Annotated in this window: 16 protein-coding genes; 4 read left to right on the top strand and 12 right to left on the bottom strand. The window is 41.7% G+C overall.

Going from position 1 to position 24,790, the window contains the following annotated elements; genetic code table 11:
* The first annotated feature begins 326 nt into the window (after window positions 1–326).
* From B9Y87_RS16930 to B9Y87_RS16920, 3 genes are all read left to right on the top strand, one after another.
* On the top strand, window positions 327–3,470 hold the full coding sequence (locus tag B9Y87_RS16930) for a SusC/RagA family TonB-linked outer membrane protein (protein WP_085500147.1): 3,144 nt from the start codon (window positions 327–329) through the stop codon (window positions 3,468–3,470).
* 16 nt (window positions 3,471–3,486) lie between these two features.
* The gene (locus B9Y87_RS16925; protein ID WP_085500146.1) at window positions 3,487–5,049 is read left to right on the top strand and encodes a RagB/SusD family nutrient uptake outer membrane protein; all 1,563 of its coding nucleotides are present in this window, start codon (window positions 3,487–3,489) and stop codon (window positions 5,047–5,049) included.
* A 193-nt stretch (window positions 5,050–5,242) separates the two neighbouring features.
* Window positions 5,243–6,823 (top strand): FG-GAP repeat domain-containing protein, encoded by a 1,581-nt coding sequence (locus B9Y87_RS16920; RefSeq protein ID WP_085500145.1) that lies wholly within the window; start codon window positions 5,243–5,245, stop codon window positions 6,821–6,823.
* A gap of 17 nt (window positions 6,824–6,840) precedes the next feature.
* Here the strand turns inward: B9Y87_RS16920 and B9Y87_RS16915 are convergent, their stop codons facing one another.
* From B9Y87_RS16915 to B9Y87_RS16890, 7 genes are all read right to left on the bottom strand, one after another.
* A complete protein-coding gene (locus tag B9Y87_RS16915) occupies window positions 6,841–7,770 on the bottom strand; it encodes an alpha/beta hydrolase (RefSeq protein WP_245808730.1) in 930 nt (309 codons plus the stop codon).
* A 165-nt stretch (window positions 7,771–7,935) separates the two neighbouring features.
* Window positions 7,936–8,106 carry a hypothetical protein gene (locus tag B9Y87_RS22000; RefSeq protein ID WP_176225661.1) on the bottom strand — a complete coding sequence of 57 codons (171 nt, stop codon included), beginning with the start codon at window positions 8,104–8,106 and terminating at the stop codon, window positions 7,936–7,938.
* Window positions 8,107–8,498: 392 nt separating this feature from the next.
* Window positions 8,499–9,746: a glycoside hydrolase family 88/105 protein gene (locus B9Y87_RS16910; protein ID WP_085500143.1), complete on the bottom strand. Its 1,248-nt coding sequence runs from the start codon at window positions 9,744–9,746 to the stop codon at window positions 8,499–8,501.
* Between the two features lie 3 nt (window positions 9,747–9,749).
* Window positions 9,750–10,763, bottom strand: coding sequence for a DUF4861 family protein (locus B9Y87_RS16905; protein WP_085500142.1), 1,014 nt, complete (start codon window positions 10,761–10,763; stop codon window positions 9,750–9,752).
* A 27-nt stretch (window positions 10,764–10,790) separates the two neighbouring features.
* On the bottom strand, window positions 10,791–12,221 hold the full coding sequence (locus B9Y87_RS16900) for a glycoside hydrolase family 28 protein (RefSeq protein WP_085500141.1): 1,431 nt from the start codon (window positions 12,219–12,221) through the stop codon (window positions 10,791–10,793).
* A 131-nt stretch (window positions 12,222–12,352) separates the two neighbouring features.
* Complete coding sequence (locus B9Y87_RS16895) at window positions 12,353–13,060, bottom strand: LytR/AlgR family response regulator transcription factor (protein ID WP_085500140.1); 708 nt, start codon at window positions 13,058–13,060, stop codon at window positions 12,353–12,355.
* Window positions 13,057–14,073: a sensor histidine kinase gene (locus tag B9Y87_RS16890; protein ID WP_085500139.1), complete on the bottom strand. Its 1,017-nt coding sequence runs from the start codon at window positions 14,071–14,073 to the stop codon at window positions 13,057–13,059. Before B9Y87_RS16890 ends, B9Y87_RS16895 begins: the two co-directional genes overlap by 4 nt.
* A gap of 205 nt (window positions 14,074–14,278) precedes the next feature.
* Here B9Y87_RS16890 and B9Y87_RS16885 point away from each other — a divergent pair, with 205 nt between their 5' ends.
* Window positions 14,279–16,663 carry a TonB-dependent receptor gene (locus B9Y87_RS16885; protein ID WP_085500178.1) on the top strand — a complete coding sequence of 795 codons (2,385 nt, stop codon included), beginning with the start codon at window positions 14,279–14,281 and terminating at the stop codon, window positions 16,661–16,663.
* A 146-nt stretch (window positions 16,664–16,809) separates the two neighbouring features.
* Here the strand turns inward: B9Y87_RS16885 and B9Y87_RS16880 are convergent, their stop codons facing one another.
* From B9Y87_RS16880 to B9Y87_RS16860, 5 genes are all read right to left on the bottom strand, one after another.
* On the bottom strand, window positions 16,810–17,805 hold the full coding sequence (locus B9Y87_RS16880) for a family 43 glycosylhydrolase (RefSeq protein ID WP_176225660.1): 996 nt from the start codon (window positions 17,803–17,805) through the stop codon (window positions 16,810–16,812).
* A 70-nt stretch (window positions 17,806–17,875) separates the two neighbouring features.
* On the bottom strand, window positions 17,876–19,369 hold the full coding sequence (locus tag B9Y87_RS16875) for a sulfatase (RefSeq protein ID WP_085500137.1): 1,494 nt from the start codon (window positions 19,367–19,369) through the stop codon (window positions 17,876–17,878).
* Complete coding sequence (locus tag B9Y87_RS16870; RefSeq protein ID WP_085500136.1) at window positions 19,356–20,948, bottom strand: alpha-L-fucosidase; 1,593 nt, start codon at window positions 20,946–20,948, stop codon at window positions 19,356–19,358. Before B9Y87_RS16870 ends, B9Y87_RS16875 begins: the two co-directional genes overlap by 14 nt.
* Window positions 20,949–21,016: 68 nt before the next feature.
* On the bottom strand, window positions 21,017–22,927 hold the full coding sequence (locus B9Y87_RS16865) for a glycoside hydrolase family 97 protein (protein ID WP_217807532.1): 1,911 nt from the start codon (window positions 22,925–22,927) through the stop codon (window positions 21,017–21,019).
* A 27-nt stretch (window positions 22,928–22,954) separates the two neighbouring features.
* Entirely contained in the window at window positions 22,955–24,544 is a 1,590-nt protein-coding gene (locus B9Y87_RS16860; protein WP_085500134.1) for a sulfatase, read from the bottom strand.
* Between the last annotated feature and the right edge of the window lie 246 nt (window positions 24,545–24,790).

The following is a 24,790-nucleotide window of genomic DNA, read 5'->3' as shown; positions in this document are numbered from 1 at the left end:
AAAACAAGGCTTCTGGCCTGCTATAATCCTATTTTTAATGGATGATTATTATCTAATCATCAAAATTATTGCTCATTTTTTTTCAAATTCTTTGTATAATATCATATTTTAATTACTTTAGTGTAATCGATTACAAAAGTTCGACGGACTATTTGTATATTTTTTCATAGTTGAAATTATGCCCCAAAAGAGTAAACGACAGTAAAAATACAATCGATTGTATAAATTATTCAAAACTAAAAAAAAGAAAAAATGACGGCTAAAAACTACTACTATCAGAACAATTGGAAATTAATTTAAACATAACTTCAACTAAACACATTCGTATGAAAACAAAAAAGAAAATGAAATATTATTTCCTTCTATTTGGGGTAATATTATGCCTGCCCATATTTGCGCAGGACGCCACCACCGTAACAGGGACCGTTTCCGATGAAACCGGCACCCCCTTACCAGGAGTATCGGTAATAATAAAAAATACCACGACGGGAACCGCAACGGATTTCGATGGAAACTATACCATTGATGCCAAAAGCTCGGACATTCTGGTATTTAGGTATATTGGTTTCAAGACCCAAGAAATAGCGGTTGGCGGGCAATCTAAAATTAACATAAGTTTATTGGAAGATGCCAGCCAACTCGAGGAGGTTGTTGTTGTTGGTTATGGTACTCAGAAAAAAAGTGATCTTACAGGTTCGGTAGGATCCCTCTCCTCAGAAGAGCTAAACGCAGCACCCATAACCTCCATGGAACAAGGTTTACAAGGAAGGGTAGCCGGTGTAAACATTACCAACAATTCTGGTGCCCCTGGAGGTGGCATAAGTGTAAAGATTAGGGGTACTACTTCTATTTTAAATGGTAGCGAACCCTTATACGTAATTGATGGTTTTCCAGTAACCGGACAATCCCAATTCGCTACCAGTGCCGGCAGGGGGTTGGATAGTAGTACAGGAACGGACTATACGGTAAACCAAAACCCGCTTGCAGCACTAAATCCATCCGACATTGAATCGATAGAAGTGCTTAAGGATGCTTCTGCTGCCGCCATATATGGGGTAAGGGGAGCCAATGGCGTTATTCTTATCACCACAAAAAGAGGAAAAAAAGGCCTCCCTAGAATCTCTTATAATGGTTATGCCGGTATACAGACCATAAGTAATAAAATTGATATGATGAACGCCGAGCAATATCAAAATATATACAATGAAGCGGCGGCCAATAGTCCTACTCCAGATCCTGTTGTTTTTAGCAGTGCTCCGGCCAACGATACGGATTGGCAAGATCTAATCTTCAGGAGTGCCTTGATCCAGAATCACCAAATTGGGATAAACGGAGGTTCTGAAGCCATACAATATAGTTTATCCGGGGCTGTTTTTGATCAGGAAGGTATTATAAAAGGATCGGATTTTACTCGGTATTCCTTAAGGGTCAACTTGGACATCAATGCCAGTGACCGACTAAAATTTGGCAATTCTTTAAATGTATCCCGATCTATTAATAATGCCGCCGAGACAGAAGGTGAAGCCACCAACAGTATAACGGCCACTGCCTTACAGATGGCGCCAATACTACCTGTTTATCAGCCCGATGGCACCTACTCTGTACTTAACGATATGCCCTCCACGGTTCCGGATGCACAGGGAACACGAAACCCTCTCGCATTCATCAATGAATTTTCCGATGAAAGTGTTAACACCAGAATCCTAGGCTCCTTATTTGGGGAATATGAATTATTGGACGATTTAAAATTTAGGGTTAGCATTGGGGCCGACTTGGAGAACCGAGACAGACATGTCTATAGAACTTCCCTATTCGATGCTGTTAACCCCATCAATACTGCCAATGTTAGCTCGGTGAATAGAACGTCACTATTAAACGAGAACACCTTAAATTACAATAAAGATTTTGGAGATCACAATTTACAGGCATTGGCTGGTTTTACGGTACAACAGGAAACCGAAGAATACAGGTTGATAACGGCTAGTGGATTTGCAACGGACATAACAGGGCCTTATGACTTGGGTGCGGGATCGGTGGCACCCGCAGTTGATTCTCAATATGCCGAATTTAGTATTATGTCCTTTCTAGGAAGGATAAACTATAATTACAAGGACCGTTACCTACTTACCGTAACAGGACGTAGGGATGGGTCATCTAAATTTGCAGAAGGAAACAAATGGGCCTTTTTCCCATCTGTGGCTGGGGCATGGAGGATTTCCAACGAAAATTTCATGGCCGAATCGGATTTCTTTGATAATTTAAAAGTAAGGGTAGGATGGGGCCAGGTTGGTAATCAGGAATTGCCCACTTATAGATCCTTGGCCCTTTTACAAGCCGACCCTTATAATTTTGGGGATGGTACCATTGTTAGTGGATTTGCTCCCTTACGTGTTGCAGTGCCAGGCCTAACATGGGAAATAACAAGCCAAACCAATATGGGTCTGGATGCCTCCCTGCTACGCGGCAGGTTTAATGCCTCATTTGATTACTATATTAAAAAGACCGAAGACCTATTGCTAGAGGTTAATCTTCCAGAAACATCCGGAATCCTAGATCCTTCCGTTCAGAATCTAGGGGAGATGGAAAATATTGGCTGGGAACTCACCCTAAATGGAGCTGTTGTTCAAAATGATGACTTTAAGTGGGATCTTGGATTTAACATTTCCCAAAACAAAAATGAGATTACTTCCTTGGGATCCGCCTCAGAAGTAGGAGAGGGAGATCAATCCTATGAAATAGCCCAACCTACATTTGCCGGTGCTACCCCACGGTCTTATGTAACCGTTGGAGAACCAGTGGGCGTTTTCTTTGGCTACAAAACAGATGGGCTTTATCGTTCCCAGGCAGAGGCCGACGCGGAACAATCCCTAAGACCAGGTGTTATACCTGGGATGACCAGATATGTGGATGTGAACAACGACGGTCAGATAAATACAGACGACCGAACTGTACTTGGTAGTCCACATGCCGATTTTACCTATGGGATCAATTCCACCATATCCTATAAGAATCTAGAACTAAGATTCTTTTTGCAAGGCCAGAAGGGTGGACTTGTATACAACTCCATGAGAAGGTTTAATTCTAGTGTTACCCGAGGCCAAAACGTTTTGGCGGAAGTTGGGGATTATTGGACTCCTAGCAACCCGGATGCCCTATGGCCTACACCCATCCAAACTCCGCCTTCCATAGGAGGTTCTGCCAGTATTGGGGATTCTGACTTTTTCCTAGAAGACGCTAGCTATCTAAGAATGAGGGAAATTACACTTAATTATGAGTTGCCCAAAGGCCTATTGGGCAACGCAAATGCCTCTATATATGTTACCGGTCAAAACTTGTTCACGATAACGGATTATAAAGGCTATAACCCGGACACCAACGGGCGTGCCAATGTAAGGGGATCCTTTGGATGGGATATAAGCTCTTACCCATTGGCCAAGACCGTTTTAATGGGACTGAAACTCGACTTCTAATAAAAAAATTAACGATATGAAAAATTTAAAATTCTTAATACTATTAGGCATTGCAATACTTGCAGGCGCATGCTCTGATTATCTAGATGAGATTCCTAAGGATTCCATTTCGCCGGTAAACTTTTATCAAACGGCTCAAGATGCCGAATCCGCAGTAAACGGAGCCTATGCGGCTTTGAGGGTAAACGATTACTATTCCAGGTATTGGATGACATCGAGCGCATTGGCTTCCGATGGGGTCTTTACACGCCTTGGTACTACTTCGGACAGGGCTGAAATAATTCAACTCAATGATGCCGGTATGGTAAAAAGCCCACGCTATAATATTGCGATTTGGGGAGCAGTCTGGCAAGCCGTTAACCGCGCCAATGCCGTAATTGACCACGTGCCGGATATTGAAATGGACGAAACCCTTAAATCAAGAATTATAGGGGAGGCCAAATTTTTACGGGCACTGACCTATTTTAATATGGTAAGAAGATGGGGAGGCGTGCCCTTAATTTTAACAGAAACCAAGTCATCTGACATTACAGAGCTACAAGTTGCAAGAAATACTGAGGCAGAAGTATATGCCCAAATTGTTAAAGACCTTACTGAGGCCATGGACGCTTTACCCATTCTATCTTCATATTCCGGCAACAACATTGGAAGGGCATCCAAAGAAGCCGCACAGGGACTCTTGGCCAAAGTCCAACTTTATTTAAAAGATTGGGGCAATGCCAAAACCAATGCTATTGCGGTTATAAATTCTCCCAGTGGTCTTGATCTTATGGAAGATCCAAAAGACAATTGGTGGATGGGCAATGGCGACGTGGACAACAACGTGGAAAGTGTATTTGAAGTCCAATACAACGGTATTGCTCCCCAAGGTCATGCCTTGGGCAACAATTATGAACCCAATAACAATGGTTATGGCCCAGGACAGTGGGGTACTATAATCGGTAGCCTTTGGTGGTTCAATCAATTTGAGGAAAACGATAAAAGAAAGGCCGCTACTTGGCTGACCGAATTTCCTAAATTGAACGGTGGAGGGGAACTGGTACAATGGCAGGAAAACACCTACCCACTACCCCATATAAACAAATACAGGGATCCTGATAACAAAGTTGGAGACGGAATGGCCTATAACATAAAAGTTTTGCGATTTGCAGATGTTCTATTGACCGCAGCCGAAGCTACCAACGAAGATGAGGGCCCTGGAAATGCCTATCAATATGTAAACAGGGTACGTGAAAGGGCAGGTTTGGACGACTTATCAGGATTGACCAAGGAAGAACTAAGAGAAGCTATTTATCTCGAATTTAGAAAAGAACTATGTTTTGAAGGACAGGACTATGAAGAATTGGTAAGACAGGGCAAATTAATCACTAATAAAACGGCATATGCCACGTATACGGTCCCTACCATGTACGACGATAATGGAGATGTATTTACACCAGATCAGGCCTTGTTGGACAGGATTGCACAATATTCGCCCAATCTTACGTTTTATGAGCTCGATGCCCATAATACCATTTTCCCATTACCGCAAACAGCCTTGGACAAGAATCCCAAGCTAGTACAAAACCCTGGATATTAACTTATTTTGAATCTATGGCATAATAAAGTTGTTAAAGGGGAGATAAAATTCTCCCCTTTTTTATTTGTAAAATATATGAACATAATATACTCCCATCATTAATGAAAAAGATGTTCAACTTTTGAAAAAAATCTTTTAAAAGTACCGAAATTGTTGCATTTTTATATGAAATACATTCTCACTGATACCTCCTATGCGATATACCTTCTATGTTATACTGGGCTGCCTTCAAATACTACTCTTCTCCTGCAAAGGAAAACCGGAGGCTACCCCCAATGAGGTCTTAAATCATAATGGGGCAGAAGGGATTAGTGCAGAAACCTTGGCAAAGAACCATTGCGCAGGCTGTCATGTTTTTCCAGAGCCGGAATTATTGGATAAAAAGACGTGGCAATTAGGGGTGATGCCCCAAATGGGGCATAGAATGGGAATATATGCTGACGTAAGTAGACAAAGCCTAATTGAAACCAATCAAGGAGGCATATTGGTAGAGGGGCAAAATATATTTCCCCCAAAACCTATCCTATCACCAAGTCAATGGAACCTAATACAAGATTATTATAAAAATAATGCCCCGGATAGCCTAATTGTTCCAAATAAGAAAATACGAATGGGAATCAAAGGACTAAAAATAAAAGTACCTGAGTTTCATGTTTCGCCCCCAATGGTCACCGCAATTAAATACAATCCCGAATTAAATGAGGTATATGTAGCGGATACCAAAACAGATTATAGCGCTATAAATATTTTGGACCATAATCTAGAATCTGTTAGCACCCTGGCACTGCCTTCCCCAATTTCATATTTGGATTGTAAATCCGACACCATTATTGCTACTTTAATGGGTGGATTTATGCCTACTGACAATCCCTCCGGAAGTGTTGTAAAGATATTTAAAAGGCCGGGAGAAAAAGAATACCGTGGCTTTATGAGTATCTTAAAAAACCTGCAAAGGCCTGTTCAAACTACCTTTGCGGACTTAACAGGAGACCATTTAGAGGATATTATTGTTTGTGAATATGGCAATCACACTGGTAAACTGAGCCTTTTTGTAAAACTAGCCAATGGTGAATATTCAAAAAGAATACTATCCTCGGACCCCGGTGCCGCTGCGGTGGAGATTAGGGATTTAAACCAAGACGGCCAGCCGGATATTGTTGTTTTAATGTCTCAGGGCAATGAAAGAATAGACGTACACTATAATTTGGGCGAAGGTAATTTTAACACCAGTACGCTATTAAGATTCCCCCCCTCTTATGGTTCAGTCTCTTTTTCTCTGGTAGATTGGAATCTGGATGGCCATGACGATATTGTATATGTTAATGGCGACAATGCCGATTTCTCAAGATTTTTAAAACCCTATCATGGGCTAAGGATATACCTCAACGATGGCAAAAACAATTTTAAAGAAGCTTTTTTTCAACATCAAAATGGTGCCTACAAGGCCATTAATCACGATTTTGACAAAGACGGTGACCAGGACATTGCAATGATATCTTTCTTTCCGGATCTATTACGCAATCCCAAGGAGGGATTTATATACCTTGAAAACATAAGCGTTGGCGATTCCATTACGTGCAATATTCGCACTTTTGAACAAGCTTCTTCAGGAAGATGGCTCATCATGGAGCCAACGGATTTTGACCAAAACAATTTTCCCGAATTGCTCTTAGGGTCTTTTACCGGTATGGCCATCAACGGTGACCCAAAAGGCGAAATGGCACAGCAATTTGCCCAAAAGTCCCCAACTATAATGTTGTTGGATTTTGACTGATCCATTAAAAGCGTCCTTCATTGACCTGGACCAAAGACCCTCTCCAAAAACCCAAGGGTGTAACCCAGCGTTGATCCGAACCAAGGATGCAGTAACCAAAATGAATGTGGACTATCCAAAATGGTATGCACCTCGCTATAAATGCCATAGCCATTATAAAGTGACACCAAATCATCTCTTCCCGCATGAAAACGGGCTTGTGCACTATTGACAAAAAGTATTGGGGGCGAGTTCCCGTTTACATAGCCCAAGGGGGAGGCTTCATTCCAATTTTTCCAATTTTCAGTTCTAGACCCTCCAAGCCATATTCCGGCCGATTTGCCTTCCTCATGTGCTTCAGGATGAACAAAGGATACAATGCCATCAATATTGATAATGGCCTGCACTTCATCTGAAAAAGGCGATTTCCTTTCATAAATGGCAGAATTAGGGGTAAGTCCCACAAGGGTTGCCAATTGGGCTCCAGCCGAGGTTCCCATAATTGCGATCTTATCAGGATCCAAATAATACTTTTCTGCGTTGGCGCGCATCCATGATATTGCCGTTTTAATATCCAAAACACTGGCCGGATATGGTGCTTCCCTGCTTAGGGTATAGGATAGCGTAATGGCTACATAGCCGTGTAGTGCCAAATGCTGAGCCATTACTCCTAAATTTTCCTTACTCCCGGTAATCCATCCCCCACCATGAATCAATAAAACCGCTGGAAATACTTTATCTTTCCCTGATTTGGGAAAATACATATCGGCCCTTAATTTTTTGGTCCCGTCCACCTTGTATACTACATTTTTTTTTGCTTTAACTTTATTGGATCTCAAAGGTCTTATTGGTTCAACAAAGGGGTATTGGGCTTTTAACTTTTGATAGGTAGAAGCAATGGTATAGGGCTCAACCCCATGAGGTTGTTGTTGGGCCCAAAGCAAAGAACCAAAAATTATGGATATCACAAAAAAGGACCAAAATTTTATCCCAATCAAAATACTTCAGTTTTAATGTTAACGGCAATTATTGATTTAGATGGCTTTAAATCAAATGGTATGATCCCCTTTCAACTATTTCCATTTTGAAAAATAAGGAACAATGCTGAAAACCTTGTGTCGCATAGCCGTCGCCTATTTATAGATTATTGCCGCTTCCAAAGTTTCTAAATCCGCTTCCAATATTCGGTTACAGCCCCATACAATCAAATTGGACCCAAGGACTTTGACACGTTTGCCACCTAAAACACCCATTAGGGCCACGGTGGCATTCCAATCAACCTTTACCTCTTGATTTGGGGCCATTCCCCTATTTTAATCTATGTAACGGATTTACCTGATCTGTAATCTATATGGACCATAATCCGTGGAATCCTGATTTCAGGAAACTTTGCCTACCAATCTCTTATTCCCTGGGATTGGAGGTAAAATAATGGATATGTCCTCTCTTTCTTTGGTTTTTGCAGCCATTCTTCCCAGATACCAACCATAACTGCAATTAAGTACATACCTAGCTAAAACCAAGTTGACTATTTCCTCCTCAATTCCCTATATGCCAACACTTACCCTAAAACACTATTTCTATGGCCGTGTTGGTTGGGACCATATTGTATTAACACATTATGGTCCTCTTAATGATACGCCTACGGAGTTCCTTAGAACTTTATCGTGCGAAGGTCCCTCCTTGCCGTATGGGGCTATTTGTTCAACTCTAAACTGGCCAATATAAACGGACCGGTTCCCTTTGGGTCGTTGGGCCTAATAATTTCATTTACATAATACTCATAAGACCCGTCCCTATATGGATCACCTCCCAAACCGGCGACCCCGCATACTTTGTTAAGGTTCACCACTCCGTTATCTTCAATGGATATTAAGTTGTCCAATATTCCAGAGTACGCCTTTTCCGCAATATCCATGTACTTTTCCGGCAAATATCCCTTATGGACTCCCTTGGCAAAAGTATAGGTGAACATGGAGCTACCGGAAGCCTCCAAATAGTTGCCTTCACGGTCACCCTGATCCAACACTTGATACCACAAACCCGTTGAATCCTGATATTTTGTTACGGCCTCGGCGAATTGATTCAGATAGGTAATAATTCTCTCACGGCCCGGATGATCCTCTGGTAAAAAATCCAAAACATCTACCATTGCCATGCCATACCAGCCCATGGCCCTTGACCAAAAATGGGGTGAGGTTCCCGTTTTCTTATCTGCCCATTTTTGCTCCCTGCTTTCATCCCAACCATGGTACAAAAGACCCGTTTTTTCATCATGGCTGTGCTTTTGAATCAAATCGAATTGCAATAAAATGTCATCATAGATTTTTTTGGCTTCCTGCGCATCTTTTTCGAAAATGTTGGTGTAATGTGCATGAAATGGCTCTGCCATATACAATCCGTCCAACCACATTTGATATGGATATCGCTTCTTGTGCCAAAAACCTCCGTCCGATGTTCTAGGCTGGGAATCCATTTGACTACTTAATATCTGCATGGCCTTCAAAAACCTTTCTTCCTTGGTTTTATCATATAGATATAATAAAACATCACCAGACTTGATCATATCCAGATTCTGGTCTTCCAAAGAATAGGTTTTTATGGTTCCGGTGCTGTCAATTAAATCATCCGCATAAGCATAGATATAATCGTAATATTCTTGCTTCTTGGTTTCCTCATACACTTTTATGGCGGCAGATAGGACCAATCCATTGGTATAGCTCCATCTAGGCTTGTCCACAAAGTCCAGTTTGGTTGCATCCGGAAAACGCTCAATTTCCGACATTAGCATTCTTTCGGACCACTTCAAGTTTTCGGGAACTATTATTGATGCTTTAGGGTCCTCTTGTACTACTTTGGATTCCCCTTTGGCTTCCTTACATGAAGTAATGGATAAACCAATAATCAATACACAAATAGAAATGTAAGTTCTTAAATTTTTCATGTTTTATAAGTTTAATGAATTAGTAGTGTTTAGCCTTTCCAATTTTTTGTCCAAATCCAAAATGAACGATGCTTCATCTTTTATGCCATTAGGTTCCTGTTCCCATGCTCCAAGCAAATAGTAGGTAATTTTATCTGTGGTTGGTTTAAATACAACAAGATGGTCATTGATTCCCTCTTTTTGTTCGGCCACTTGGTCAATCCTATAAAAAATAGCCATCCCTAATTTATCGGTATCACTCACTAATGTCTGGGCACCATATGACGCTATATATCCCCACTTTATACCTTCCTTTTTTCTAAGGACGATATCCTTGAATTTCACTATCCCAGTACATATACCTGAAATGGCTTTGGACGGGGTCAAAGTTGCAAGAGTGTACCTGTCTTCCTTAAAAATGGTCAAAGTGGCTTCCAAATCAATGCTTTCATTGCCCGTTTCCCAACCCTTGTAGTCAATATACACGGTAGAGTTACTATCCTTGTTTTCAATTTGAACAAAGGTATTGCCCACATCCCTAAAATGGGCCACCGTATCATTTACCAATCTACCATATCCTCCCAACCCCATGGATTTACCCGCCTTTAAAATGTCCTGTCCCCAGTCTGCAGGTTCGTGATAGGAATCAAAGCCATCCTGCCCTACATAGGGTAAGACCAAAGAATCTACCTTCTTACCATAAATGTCGATGGCGTTCCTCCAATCCAAATATAACCTAAACCCAATTTGATTGTTTTCCCAACCCGGGCCCTCATAACGAATAAAAAAAGAATGGTCTGTGTGGTTTTCAGGAACCTCCAATTCTTGTACATTTCTAAAACTATCTCCGCCTACATACTTTCTTCCAACCCACTCCCCGCCATCCTTTATGGATATTTCGGCATAGGTTTTAAGCGGTGTATCGGCGGTGATCCCAACACTTTGCCCGGTTTCAGTTATGTTATCGTTTTTGGCAGATTTCTCCCTACAGGCCAAAACACCTAAAAAGGTAAGACATAGTACAGCGACTTTTTTCATAATTTTTGCATTGTGATTATTTACAGATTAATATTCAACTCCGTTTATAGTGGTATTTTTGAAGATAATAGGTTGCGAATTTTCAACAGATAATGGAGTTTTAGCGCCCTTTATATTCACATTGGTCAAGGTTACATTTTCAACCGGGCTTTCGGCCCTACCCTTTATCAATATTCCATATTCGCCCCCGTTTTCCACCTCAATATCCTCTAAATGGATATTCTTGATGGTGGGAATAAAATTTCCCTCTTGATTGTCATAAATTGCATAGTATGTATTAATTTTTAATACTGCCTCTTTTACCTGCCCAACTTGAATATTTTTTACAAACACATTTTCAACAAAACCTCCCCTTAGCGTATTTGTCTTTATTCGAATAGCCCTATCCAAGTTAGGACTATCCATATTACAGTTTCTAACGTACACATTCCTTACCCCTGCCGAAATTTCACTGCCCATGACCACACCTCCATGACCATCTTTCATTATACAATTTTCCACAACAATATTCTCACTTGAAATATTTACCCTCCTTCCTTCATCGTTTCTACCAGATTTGATGGCAATACAATCATCACCTGTATCGAAAACACAATTGGTAATGTGAACATTTTTGGAATACTCAGGGTCACATCCATCGTTGTTTGGTCCATGGCTTTTTACCGTTACCCCATCAACGGTAACATTGTTACATTTAATGGGATGCATAACCCAAAATGGAGCATTGGTAAAGGTTACGCCTTTTACTAGGATGTTTTCGCATTCAAAAGGTTGAAAAAAACTAGGCCGCAATTGGTAACCTTCCCCAAACAAACGTTCAGCAACCGGCGTAGCTTCTTCATTCATTTTACGCAGACGAGGCAAGTTATGCCCATCCTTTTGTTGTGGTTCCCCATCAATATGCCCATATCTTTCCGCTCCACACCAAGGCCACCAATTAGTATTACTTGCCTGTCCATTAAAAACGCCCTTTCCGGTCACGGCGATATTTTTTTGTTTATAGGCGTAGATCAAGGGCGAATAATTCATGAGTTCCACACCTTCATAAGAGGTATGGACAACAGGGAGATAGGCACTCAATTCTTTGGTAAAAAAAACTTCGGCGCCTTCCTCCAAATGCAAGTTCACATTACTTTTTAAGTGTATAGGCCCTGTTAGGTAACTTCCTATCGGAACAATTACCGTACCCCCACCTTCCTTGTGACAAGTATCAATAGCCAATTTAAACGCCTCAGTACTGTTTGATACACCATCGGCTACCGCACCAAAATCCATTATACTAAAACTACGATCAGGAAATTGAGGTACCACAATGTCCTCAATAATCTTATCGGCCGCCGCAAATAAATCCGCGGCCTGATTTTGCTCTTTTGGTGCTTCCTTGCAGGCATTGGACACAAGTCCCAACAGCAGCATAATGAGAGATGTACTTACAATAAAACGAATACTGAATTTCATAACATTAAGATTAGTGCAATCGATTGCACTAATATAATAAAGTTATCTATTCCAACATAATTTAATACACAAATTAACCTTTTTGGGAAATATTTTGTGCGAAGTACGAGTGGCTCAAAACAAGTTAGCCATTACTTAAGGTACTTTTCCACAAATCCTTCTTTAAAGGCGCGTCCAATGGGCACAAAGGTCTCCTTGTTAAAAACAATACTCTTGCCCGATACCTTCACAATTTGCCGGGTATTGACAATATAGGACTTATGCACTTGGGCAAACTGGCCCAAGGGCAATTGCTGCAACCAATACCTTAAGGAATGTGAGGTCAGATGCTTTTTATCAGCGGTGTAAATTTCGGTGTAGTCCGCTTCGGATTGGATATAAAATATATCTGCTACGGCTATTTTAAGGTGTTCATAGCCCGATTTTATAAAAATTACCTCTGGAATTGTCTTCCTTTCCACATCCGTTTCCACTGAAGATGTATGTACATTGCCAACAGGAACTTTGGAAACGGCCATTACAAATCGTTCAAAGGAAAACGGCTTTAACAAATAGTCCGTTACATGATATTCATAACTTTCAAGTGCATATTCCGAAAAAGCCGTAGTTAATATCACATGTGGCTTATTGTTCAATGCTTTTAAAAAGTCTATCCCAGAAATCTTGGGCAAGTGGATATCCAAAAAAATTAAATCTACCGCTTCGGTTTTTAGATAATCCATGGCCTTAAGGGCATCCGCGAAAGTAGCCTTTAGCTCCAAACTATTCATTTCTCCAATATACTTTTGAAGTACTCGCTGTGCTGGTGGCTGATCCTCTATAATGATGCAACGAATCATGTGCTACCTCTTTTAAGATCAATGTTCAAAATAACGGAATAAGTGGTCTCAGATTCCTCAATAGATAAACTATGTGCCCCTGGATAAATCAACCCTAAGCGTTTTTTAACGTTCTGAAGACCTATCCCATGGGAAAGATCGTCGGTATTGGTTTCACGACGAAAGGAATTGGTACATTCAAAGTGTAAAAGACCATTTTCCGAGACCTTAATATTTACATTAATAAATATATCCTCCGATTGGCTTGCGGTACTATGCTTAAAGGCATTTTCCACAAATACGGTCAATATTAAGGGTGCAATACGGTATCCCGACCCTATAATATCCGCTTTAAAATCTACCTTACCCCTATTTTCAATCTGCAATTCACTTAATTGGGTATAGTTTTTAAGGTGTTCTATCTCCTTGGTGAGTGGCACATACTTTTCCTTGCAGTCGTACAACATATACCTCAATACCGAAGAAAGTTCCAAAATAATGGTAGGTGTCTTAGGGGAATTATCTATGGCGTAGGAGTATAGATTATTCAAATTATTAAATAAAAAATGGGGATTGATCTGTGATTTTAAAAATTGTAGTTCATTTTCCTGAGCGGACATTTTCAACTTTTCCACTTCACTTTGGGAACTTATCGCATCCCATGCAAACTTGAATCCCGACAAAATTCCTATTACCGGCAATACGTCGAATACAGCGTAATAGATTCCAGGGACAATATTCGCTCTTTTGGTTCCTGGATAAAAAACCAGTTCCAAAAGCTCTTCGGCCCATATAACACCGAATAATACCAAAACTACCATTCCCAAAAACCGCCAATATTTTTTTCGATATAGTAATCTAGGCATGAGGAAGTAGGTTATGAAAGCAGCAAAAACGGTGTAGACCAAAAAGAAGACCAATTGGGCGAAGGTAATACCAGGATTGTACTTGTCAAAAGAATAGAAAAGCAGCACCAAGACATGGAGTACGACTTGAAAGAACAGTTCCTTCCTGGAAATCACGGCTTTTTTCATTCCTCAAAATTAAGCTATTACCATGGTTTCATAAAATAGAAGCATCCCAACGGCATAAATAAACCCCTAAACAGCGCATGCCTTTCTTAAAAATTACTGGCTGTCGTTCAATGGAATACTTTTGTCGTTCACAGAAAATAACCCCCCTTCTCAACAAAAAAATGAATCTTTGTAATTCCTACAATTAAAATTAATAATGAAACCCATGAAAAAAATTTTGGTACAAGTGTTGATCGCCTGTTCAATAATGCTCTATTGTCCAGCTGCCTTTGGACAACAAGGTACGGTAACCATAAAGGGCACTATAGTAGAGGAATCCAGTGGACAACCCATTGCTTATGCTACGGTAATGGTAGGCGATAACGAAACCAAAAAACCTATAGATGGGACCACCTCTATGGATGATGGTAGTTTTAGCTTGGAGACCGATGCTTCCGACTATTACATAGAAGTAAGTTATTTAGGTTTCAAGACCAAAACATTTGGACCACCTCCAACTCAGAGTCAAACTATTGATTTAGGGAGGGTTGCCCTTTCCGAAGATGCAGAACAGCTACAGGAGGTAGTGGTACAGGGAGAAGTTTCACGTACCGAGTTTAAATTGGACAAACGTGTATTCAACGTAGGCAAAGACCTAAGTACTACTGGGGCAAGTGCCTTGGAAGTTTTAAACAATGTACCGTCCGTTAACGTTAACATAGAAGGGCGCATTAGTCTTAGAGGGAGTCAAGGAGTACAGATTCTCATCAACGGCAAGCCATCTATCATTGCTAGTGAAGAAGGAAATGCCTTGGGCACCATTACGGCAGATATGATTGAAAAGATTGAAGTAATGACCAACCCTTCAGCCAAATATGACGCCGAAGGTACATCGGGCATCATCAATATTGTCCTGAAAAAGGAGGAACGAAAAGGCCTCAACGGTTCCATCTCGGTGAATACTGGGGCTCCTGACAGCCATAGTGTGGGAGTGAGCTTAAACAGAAGAACAGAAAATTTCAACCTTTTTACCCAATTGGGGGTAGGCCTAAGGGATATGCCCAACGACTTGGAAACCCGTAACGTAGATCTAATAAACAACACTACCATTCTTAGTAACGGCACCGAGTACAGGAATGAAACCTACTATAATTTCGTCCTGGGAACAGACTATCATATTAATGATAATAACGTCTTGACCCTCTCGGGAAACTTTGCCATGGAAATAGAGGATCAACCCTCCAACACCAGTTTTGTGGCCTTGGACTCCGACAATACCATTAGTTCCGAATGGGAACGAATCGAAGTCACAGACGCAAAAAATCCAAAATTTCAATATGAACTGCAATACAAAAAGGATTTCGAGAACCATGAGGACCATACCCTACTTTTTAGTGGCTTGGGAAATTTCTTTGGAAAGGACCAATCCTCCGAATTCTTGAATACCACCATATCCGGGGATGACAATGATAGCAGACAGCAGACTAGAACCGATTTTAAAGAAGCTATATTCACCTTTAAACTGGATTATACCAATCCTATTACTGACGAGTGGACGTTGGAAACAGGGGCCCAATATGTCATGAACGACGTAAGCAATGATTACGAGGTAAATAATTTCACCAACGGCACCTTTGTTAACGACCCTGGTTTGACCAATGTCTTTGAATTCGATCAAAAGGTGCTAGGGCTATACGGTACCGGTTCCTATGAAGGAAAAAAATGGGGTATAAAGGGAGGCTTGCGCTTGGAGCAGACCGATCAGAATACCCTCCTTGTAACGACAAGCTCGGCCAACGATCAAAACTACAGTAATTTTTTTCCCAGTCTTCATAGCTCCTATAAGTTTAGCGATAAGGTTTCCATTCAAGCTGGTTACTCCAAGCGTATTTACAGGCCAAGAATGTGGGATTTGAACCCATTTTTTAATATCCGGAACAATTATAGCGTTCGACAAGGTAATCCCGATTTACAGCCCGAATTTACTGATTCCTATGAGGTAACCAGTATCTATATTTTAGGCCCTGCAAGCATCAATTTTGGAGTGTACTACCGCTATACCACAGACGTCATAGAGCGTATTACCACTTTCGAAAACAATGTTAGCACCTCTAAGCCGGACAATATTGGAACCAATAGAGCCACTGGAATAGAATTCAATGCAAAATACAGTCCTTCCAAATGGCTAACCTTGAACGGGGATTTTAATTATAATCAATTTCAAAGGGATGGCATCTTCCAGACCACGGTTTTCGATTTTAGCAATGAGCAATGGACTTCCAAACTAATGACAAAAATTAAACTTCCATCCGATTTCGATTTGGAGATGACTGGCAACTATCAATCCAGTTACCAAACAGTACAAAGTGACGTTAGTGACATGCTTTTTATGGATATGGGATTACGAAAAAATATAATGAAAGGCAAGGCCGTTCTCAATTTAAGCGTAAGGGACCTATTCGCCTCCAGGATAGATGAGAGTCAAATTGCCCAGGCCAATTACGAGGTTTACAATCGCCGTCAAAGAGGCACATTTGTCGCCCTCGGCTTTAGCTATGGCTTTGGTAAGGGAGAGGCCATGCAGTACTCTGGGCAGCAGCGTAGAAGATAATATAAGTCCTAGTTGTTGCACCAACAAAAAAATCCAATCTATTGGAATAGGTTGGATTTTTTTATTTGGACCGTCAAGAACGGTTTTAGTATAATGTTCCATGTCACAATGGGCTCCAAACAATATTTGTGAGGATCCCTGCCTTCTTACTTCATTTCGAAACGTTCTAGGTAAACGACTCCTTTTTTGCCCTTTAGGGAAATACCCCATCCCGGAATTTCCTTGGCCTGGTTCCCATCCTCCCAATGTGGGCGATAAAGGCCAGGAGCTATTGGAATCTTCTTTAGATTTTCTTCTTCCGGGGAAAAGTTAATTCCATCTTCGGACCAATGTATGGATTTGCTCAATGACGCCAAGGAAGCAATTCCCCCATTTTGGCTCCAGATCAATACTTCATGTCCCCTATCTATCAAGGGTTCTGGGTGCTTTTTATATGGTCCTTCTGGTTGGTCGGCCAAAGCGACCCCCATTTTTGTGAGCCCGGGGCCTTTTTTTCCATGAACAATAGAGCGACCCTTGTAATACAACCAAATTTTATCATCCTTTACTAACAAACTGGCATCATCTATTCGGTAACTATCAAAATCCTCGGGTACCTCACTAACTTCCAAAATCGGATTGTTTTTGACCCTAACGAAAGGAGCTTCCGGGCTACCGGCAACGGCCAGACCAATGGCGGTAAAGTCGTTCGTTGAATTATTTTCAAACTCTTTTTTTGCATTACCGGGAGTGGGTTGTACGCCCGTATAGTACAAATAATATTTTCCATTATAAGCCAATATATTGGGGGTGAAAACAGAATGGCTGTCAAATTCGCCCTGATTTCCTACATCCAAGGCCATGCCCTGCTCCTCCCAAGTGTGCCCCTCATCTTTGGAGGTGGCATACCAAATGGTTGCCCAATACCCTGCCGTTGTTGGCCTATCCATTCTAGAATACCAAACATAATAGGTGTCCCCTACTTTTATAACATCACTATTGTCCCGCCTGTTGTATAGACTATCTATTCCTATGCCTGGAATCTCTTGATAGGTAAATGTGGTGGTGGCTGCCTGTGATTGACTTGCAACTTCCTCCACTTCTTTCGGTTTTTCCTCGCTTTTGGACTTACAGCAAGCCAAAAATAGTACTGATAATGCCATACAAACATTTAATACATTCAGGGGTTTTTTATCTGATTTTTGCATAAGCTTTCTTGCTATGAATTTTTCTTTAAAATGGTAGTACGGACGCCTGCGGAAGCGGCACTTTATTGTTTTTTCGCCAAGTTATTAGTTCATTCAACAATTGGGAAGCTATTTCAGAATTATATTCCACCAAATTATGAGCTTCTTTTAAATCTTTTTCCAAGTTGTACAATTCTACCTTACCATCGTTTAAATACTGGATCAGCTTCCATTGGTCCTTTCTAATTATGGAACAGGGCGGATTTTTATAGGTACTTGCCACATGCCAAAATAGCGCCCGCTCTTTAAATGCATTATTTTTGAACAAAGGCAGCAAACTTTTCCCATCAAGTTTTCCGTCATAATCCTTCACCTGGGCCAACTCTAAAAATGTGGGGAAATAGTCCATTCCGCAAATGGGCGTTTCCGAAACCCCAGGGGCAACATGACCCTTCCAATTTACAAAAGCGGGTACCCTTAGGCCACCTTCGTAAATGGTTCCCTTGGCCCCGCGCAAGATATTTGTGCCGCTCTGCAAACCGTTAAATCCGTTATCGGAAGTGAATATCACTATTGTATTTTCCCTCAACCCCTCCTGATCCAAATAATCAAAAATGCGCTTCACATTTTCATCTATGGAGGCTATCATTGTGGCATAGCCGGCAATTTCTTCACGGTTATTTTCTCCTTGACCTGTAATGGAATCAGCCGCTTTGCCCATAAATTTCTGAAACGAATCCTTGTCTCTTGGCACTGTAGGACGATGTGGTGCATAATAATGAAGGTTCACCAAAAAGGGTTGCTGCTTATTGCGTTCAATAAAATCGATGGCATCATCCGTCAAACGGTCCGTTAACCATTCATCATCTTCCTTATCCCCAATAAAAGGATTCTTGAAAGGGGCCTTATAGCCACCGCTTTCAGATTTATAGCCTTCTGTATACCCACGGGCAGGATCTCCCCACCAGGTGCCTCCTACGTTCTCATGAAACCCCTTTCCCAAAGGATAGTATTTTTGAATATCGATGGATAAGTGGTCTGCCAACCAATCCAAGTTTCCGTTGGCAGGTTGCTTTAAAGGATTTTGAAACGGATAATCTGTTTCCTCTTCTGGATTGGGACCTACCACATGCCATTTTCCCAGGTGGATGGATCGGTAACCCGCATTTTTTAATGGCTCTGCATACATGGTATGTTCCAGGCCAACCGTCCAACGCGAAAATATATTGTTCTGGTTATCCCCTTTTTCCAACACGGGCACATTGTATATTCCCGTCCTAAAGGACTGTTTCCCTGTTAACAAAGCCGCTCGTGAAGGGGAACAGGTGGGGTACATATAGGCATTGCTAAAGACAAGGCTTTCCCCTGCCAGCTGATCCAGGTTGGGGGTTTCAAACCAATTGCTCCCCATAAAGCCAACATCTTGCCACCCTAGGTCATCGGCCATGATAAAAATAATGTTTGGCTTCTTTTCTTTTTCACAAGAAGACAACATCCAACAACAGAGAACGACCGCTATCGCCTTTTTAATGTTTCCCATCCAAATCTACCTTTTTGGTCCCTTTCAACGCTTTATTGGCATCTGTTTGTATGGCATTGGGAGCGTGTTGCAAACTATTTGTTGCTATTTCAAAGGACCAGGCATATTCACTTTTTCCCAAGTCTGCCGGAGGGATTATTTTCAAGCCTTCAGGCTTCATGCTCCACTTAACCTCAGCCTCGGATCCTAGAATCTTAACCGACTCCACTTCATTCTCTGCCCATCCTTTGGTAGCTTCAATAACTATAGAATTCACTGGTTTTTCCAATGCAATTGCAAAAAGCTTTGTTCCCTTGGTAGTAAAAGCGAGATGTCCCTTTTCCTGATAATTTTCTTTCCAATAGCGGGTTCCATAAATGGCCTCCCCATTTATTTTCAGCCACCTTCCCATTTCGTGCAGTCGCTCCAATTGCTCATCTGGAATGGCGCCATCTGCCTTGGGACCGATATTCACCAAAAAGTTACCATTTCTGGAGATTACCTCTACCATCTCCTTTATAATATCCTCTATTGATTTGTACGTATCGTTTTCCAAATAGCCAAAGGAGGTACCGAAGGTGGTACAGCTCTGCCATTTTGGGCCAATTACTTCTAGTTTAAGGTTGTCCTTTTCCAAACAGCCTACCCCATCTGGCCAGTTTCTATTGGCTCCCTTGTTGTTTACATATACTTCCTGGCCCTTTTCCTTTCCATTATTCATGAAATCGGTGATCATCAGTCTACATTGATCATACAGGTATTGTATTTCTGGTTTAAATACTTTTGGTTCAACCTGTGTATTATTACCATCTCTTGTAAAAATCGGAATATCGTCTATCCATAAAAAGTCTGGTTGGTACTTATCTTGAATTTCCTTCCAACGGGCTACAAATTCATCAACGGCTTCTTTACTGAACCCAAAAGGTCCGTAAAGTGATTCTGCTTCAGGGTTTCTTTTGATTTCCTCCAAAATATCATCATGAGGATCTGCATTTACCACATATTGCTTTTTTGTAAAAAAACTAGTATGTCTTTCCCTGTGATATGATGGCGCATACTTTAAACCTTCATTTTTGACCGCTTTGCCCAAATCACCAACCAAATCGCGTTTAGGACCTTTATCCATGGCATTCCAGGGAGTTAGGTCTGAATCCCAGTTGGCCCAGCCGTCATGATGTTCTGCTGTTAGCACTACATATTTTGCCCCTACGCCAGCAAACAGTTTAGCCCAGTCGTCAGGATTCCAATTCTCAGCTTTGAATTCGGGGATAATGTCCTTATAACCAAATTCCGGTGGGGCCGCTCCCCAACGTTCCCTCAAATAAGGATAGTAATAAGAGGAATCCGTATAGATCAGTTTCGGAACATGTTCTGCATATCCCCTACCCCCTTTGCGGTGACCTATAACACTATAAGGGCCCCAATGAATAAAGATTCCTATTTTCCCATCATTGAACCAATCGGGTACCGGCATTTTTTGAAGGGATTCCCAACTACCGTCATAAAGTACTTTTGCAGTAGCTTCTTTCTTTTGATTTAAATTACAGGCCCTAAACAATACAGCTATGGCAAAAATTAAGATTGATTTAGTTACACCCATTTTTTTATCTATTTAATTCCACGTCAACATAGTTTCAAAATCTTGACCTACTTTCTTTACAACGATGTTTAATTGGTTGACCGTATCCACATACAATGTCCGCCTCCTGGCGCCATTACGGCCTTAACAACATCTCCTTTTTTAACTTTGCCGTTCCTAACTTGGTAAGCTTCCGGATTGGTCTTACAATGGGTTTCGGAGGTGTCCTCATAAAAGGTGATATCGTATTCCTGATCGGCCTCCAAAAAGTCGAGACCAATATCCAGTGCCCCTCCTTGTTGGTTGTACACACTGCCAATAAACCATTCCTTACCATGGCGCCTTGCCGTAGTAATATATTCGCCTATTTTGGAATGTAGAATCTGGCTCTCATCCCATTTCCCAACAGGCATTTTTTGAATAAATTCGAAAAGATCGGCCTTGGCTTCATAAGCTTCCGGGGCATCTGGGATACAGACCAAACCACTGAAAATAACCAATGTTCGGGCGGCTTCAGAAGCTACTGTCGAAAAATAAGTATTTGTTTCCCTTGGGCCTTTTTGCCGTAGTCCACTGTTGATCCCCGTTAGATCAAAATTGCAGTTGTTCATATCCAAAGGACCGGTAATGGCGTTTATCAGTGCCATTTTAATGAACGCCTCGGGGGTGAAAGCCCTACGTGAATCCTGCTGGGCATGGCAGTATTCCCTGGTTATGGCATTGGGATAGGTACGGCGTATTCCCGTAAAAGGTACCGGACCGTCATGAAAATCGATCAGCAGCTCACTTGCCGCACTTTTCTGTATGGCCTCCCTGGTAAAATCCACATTGCTGCCCATGAAACCATATTTGATTCCCTTCATTCCCAAAGACTGGTAATAAGGAAAAAGTTCATCATCCCCATATTCTCCATGCCTTCGGTCATAGTACAACATCAGATCTACCTCCTTCTCCGCGGCATATGCGATCACCTTTTCTAGGTCCAGTTTATCGGAAAGCTCAAAATGCCCTTTGGTAACTTCCTTGTACCAGGAATCATCGATAAGGAAATAGTCGATTCCCTTTTCGGCGGCAAAATCGATAAAACGGAAATAGCTTTCGGTATTGATTCCATACACAAACCCATCAGGAGCGGTGTAACCATGAACACGCCAATCCCACAAGGTCTTTCCGGGCTTTATCCAATCGGTATTCTCAAGTTTAGACGGACTTGCCAAGTTGATGGGTACTGTGTTCACCACAAGGTCGCCAGCCGATTGCCCAAAAAGAATTACCCGCCAAGGACTGGTCCATTCCTTGTCACTTAATGCTACTTTGTTGATGGATGCAATTTTTCCTTCCATCTCCCCAACATCAAGATGCATGGGATCCATACCATTGGCCACATAGAGGTCCGACTCCAATAACGCCATATAGGATTGGTCTGTAGATTCAACTACTAGAGGGACACTAATTTTTCTCTTTTTAGGACCTTTGTCCTGTAAATAATCTGTGAGTCCTTTATAATCCACAGGCCCCAATGGTTCACTTTCACCTGCTGGTGTAAAATAATTATTGCCGTTTGGCAAATTGTAGGTGAATTTAAAAATGGCCTCCTTTGGTTTTTCGCCTTCGTTGAGGACAAATCTAAAAGCAACTCCTTCATTATAGGCACGGGCCAACAATTTTCCCCCTACTCCATCGATATTCAGATCCAATTGAAGTTCTTTAAAATGGTCCCGGATGCTGCTTTGTTGCCCCCAAACCGGATTCCAGCTATCGTCGTTTTCAATTTCTGTGGCTTTCAGGATGGTCACCTTCGCGTTCGGTATTATTTCCAATTCCGAAGTCCCGATAAGTTCTACACCTTGAGAGCCAACCTGATAATTCAACTTATTATCAACAAGCTGTATCCCCATGGATCGATTACCATCTGGAGAAGTTAAGTTGAAATTATCCAGGGATTTTTGGCAAGATACCAACCCTATCAACAAGGCAATAAAAAAGAACTTTCTTCGCATTATCATTATAATTTATTTTTTACATTTTTAATCTTTGGTCACCATACTGCCCCACCAGTTGTTTTTGGGATCAAAATCATTGGATAATAGCTCCATCCGTTGTTTTTCCAGTTCAGGCATCTTTTCATATTCCATTTTGTGCAAAAACTCCCTGGCCTTTTCTTCTGAATATTCAGGATCGGGCTTTGCGTATTTGGCTCCCACCTCTGTTAGATAGTCGAACAACTCCTTGTTAAGTTCCTGTACCTTATCAGGATAGGCTGCCGCGAGATCCGTTTTCTCCCCAAGGTCCTTAGACAGGTCATAGAGTTCTTTTCTTCCGTCCTCATAGTAATCAATAAGTTTCCAGTTGCCCCTACGAATAATGGAAGAAGGCTCACCCCCTTGGTTCCCGTAATGCGGGAAGTGCCAGATAAGAGGCCGCTCGGCCAATGTCTCCCCTTTAAACAAAGGGAGAAGGCTAATACCATCGTTATGTTCCTTGGGTAGCTGTTGGGCACCAGCCAACTCCAAGAATGTGGGATAGAAATCTGTTCCCGATACCGGATAATCAATTTTATCGCCTCCTTTGGAGAGACCTGGAATCTTGATAAAATAGGGTTCCCTGATACCGCCCTCAAACTGATATCCCTTACCGGCCCGCAAGGGTTTGTTGCTGGTTGAAAAATTATCCCCGGCAGCCACCCCTCCATTATCGGAGGTAAACACAACAATGGTATTTTCCTCTAGCCCCAGCTCGTCCAGGGCGCAAAGCACCTGCCCAACAGCCTCATCCATTTGCTCTACCAAGCCCGCATAAATTGGGTTGTCCTGCACCTGGCGAATGGGCAAAAATTTCCCCATGTTATAGGCTTTTTCCGCCACTCCTTGTTGCACTGCCTTATCCCGATATTTCTTCCATTTTTCCTGAGTGGTCTGAATGGGCGAATGCACCGCATAAAAGGAGAGATAGGCAAAAAAAGGCTTTCCGGTTTTCTGAGGATTATTTTCTTGAATGAATTTTACCGTTTCCTTGGCAAGTCGATGTGAGAGGTTCTCCCCATCCTTCAGATTTTCCAAATTAGGATTGTCATAAGGAGAAAAATAACCTCCCCTTGGCCCTCCTGACGTCCATCCGCCAACGTTGATATCAAATCCGTGATCTTCGGGCCAGGAACCCTTGTCGCCCAAATGCCATTTTCCGGCAAAAAATGTTTTATACCCATGTTGTTTCAACGCTTCGGGCATGGTAATATACTCCTTGGGCAGGTTATGGATATATTCGGCCGGAAGCAGTTTTGTAAATCGATTCCTATTTCGCCATGCTTCACCGGAAGGAGACCCAATATGTACGGTGATATCATGCCTGGCAGTGAATTTACCGGACATGATACTAGCCCGTGAGGGGCTACAGACCCTACTGGCGGCATATCCGTTGGTGAAAATAGTTCCTTGATCCGCTATCCTGTCTATGTTGGGTGTTTCATAGTAGGTACTGCCCATACAACTTAGATCTGTATAGCCCAAATCATCGGCCAGGATAAAAACAATATTGGGCTGCCCCTTACTTTCCTGTTTTTGACAGGAAACATGTAATACCGTTAGACAAGAAAGAATGGATATACAAAATCTTCGCATGGACTTGTTTTTTGATTTGTTGAATATTTAATTATCGTGAATTTGATTAAAAAATAGATGCAAATAATTGATTGTACATTAATTAATGCTCATGCTCCTAGAGCCTGCCTCCCGACAGGTAAGCCTGCCTTGTCGGCAGACAGGCGGAGTCGAGAGGATTTGGGGACAATGAGGTCTCGACTGCGCTCGACCTGACAAACCTCAACTGCACTCTACCCGACAACATTAACCTAAAAAAATCATTAG

The organism is Arenibacter troitsensis, from assembly GCF_900177645.1.
Lineage (GTDB): Bacteria > Bacteroidota > Bacteroidia > Flavobacteriales > Flavobacteriaceae > Arenibacter > Arenibacter troitsensis.
The sequence above is the reverse complement of the archived record's forward strand: the minus strand, read 5'-3'. Positions and strand labels throughout refer to the sequence as shown.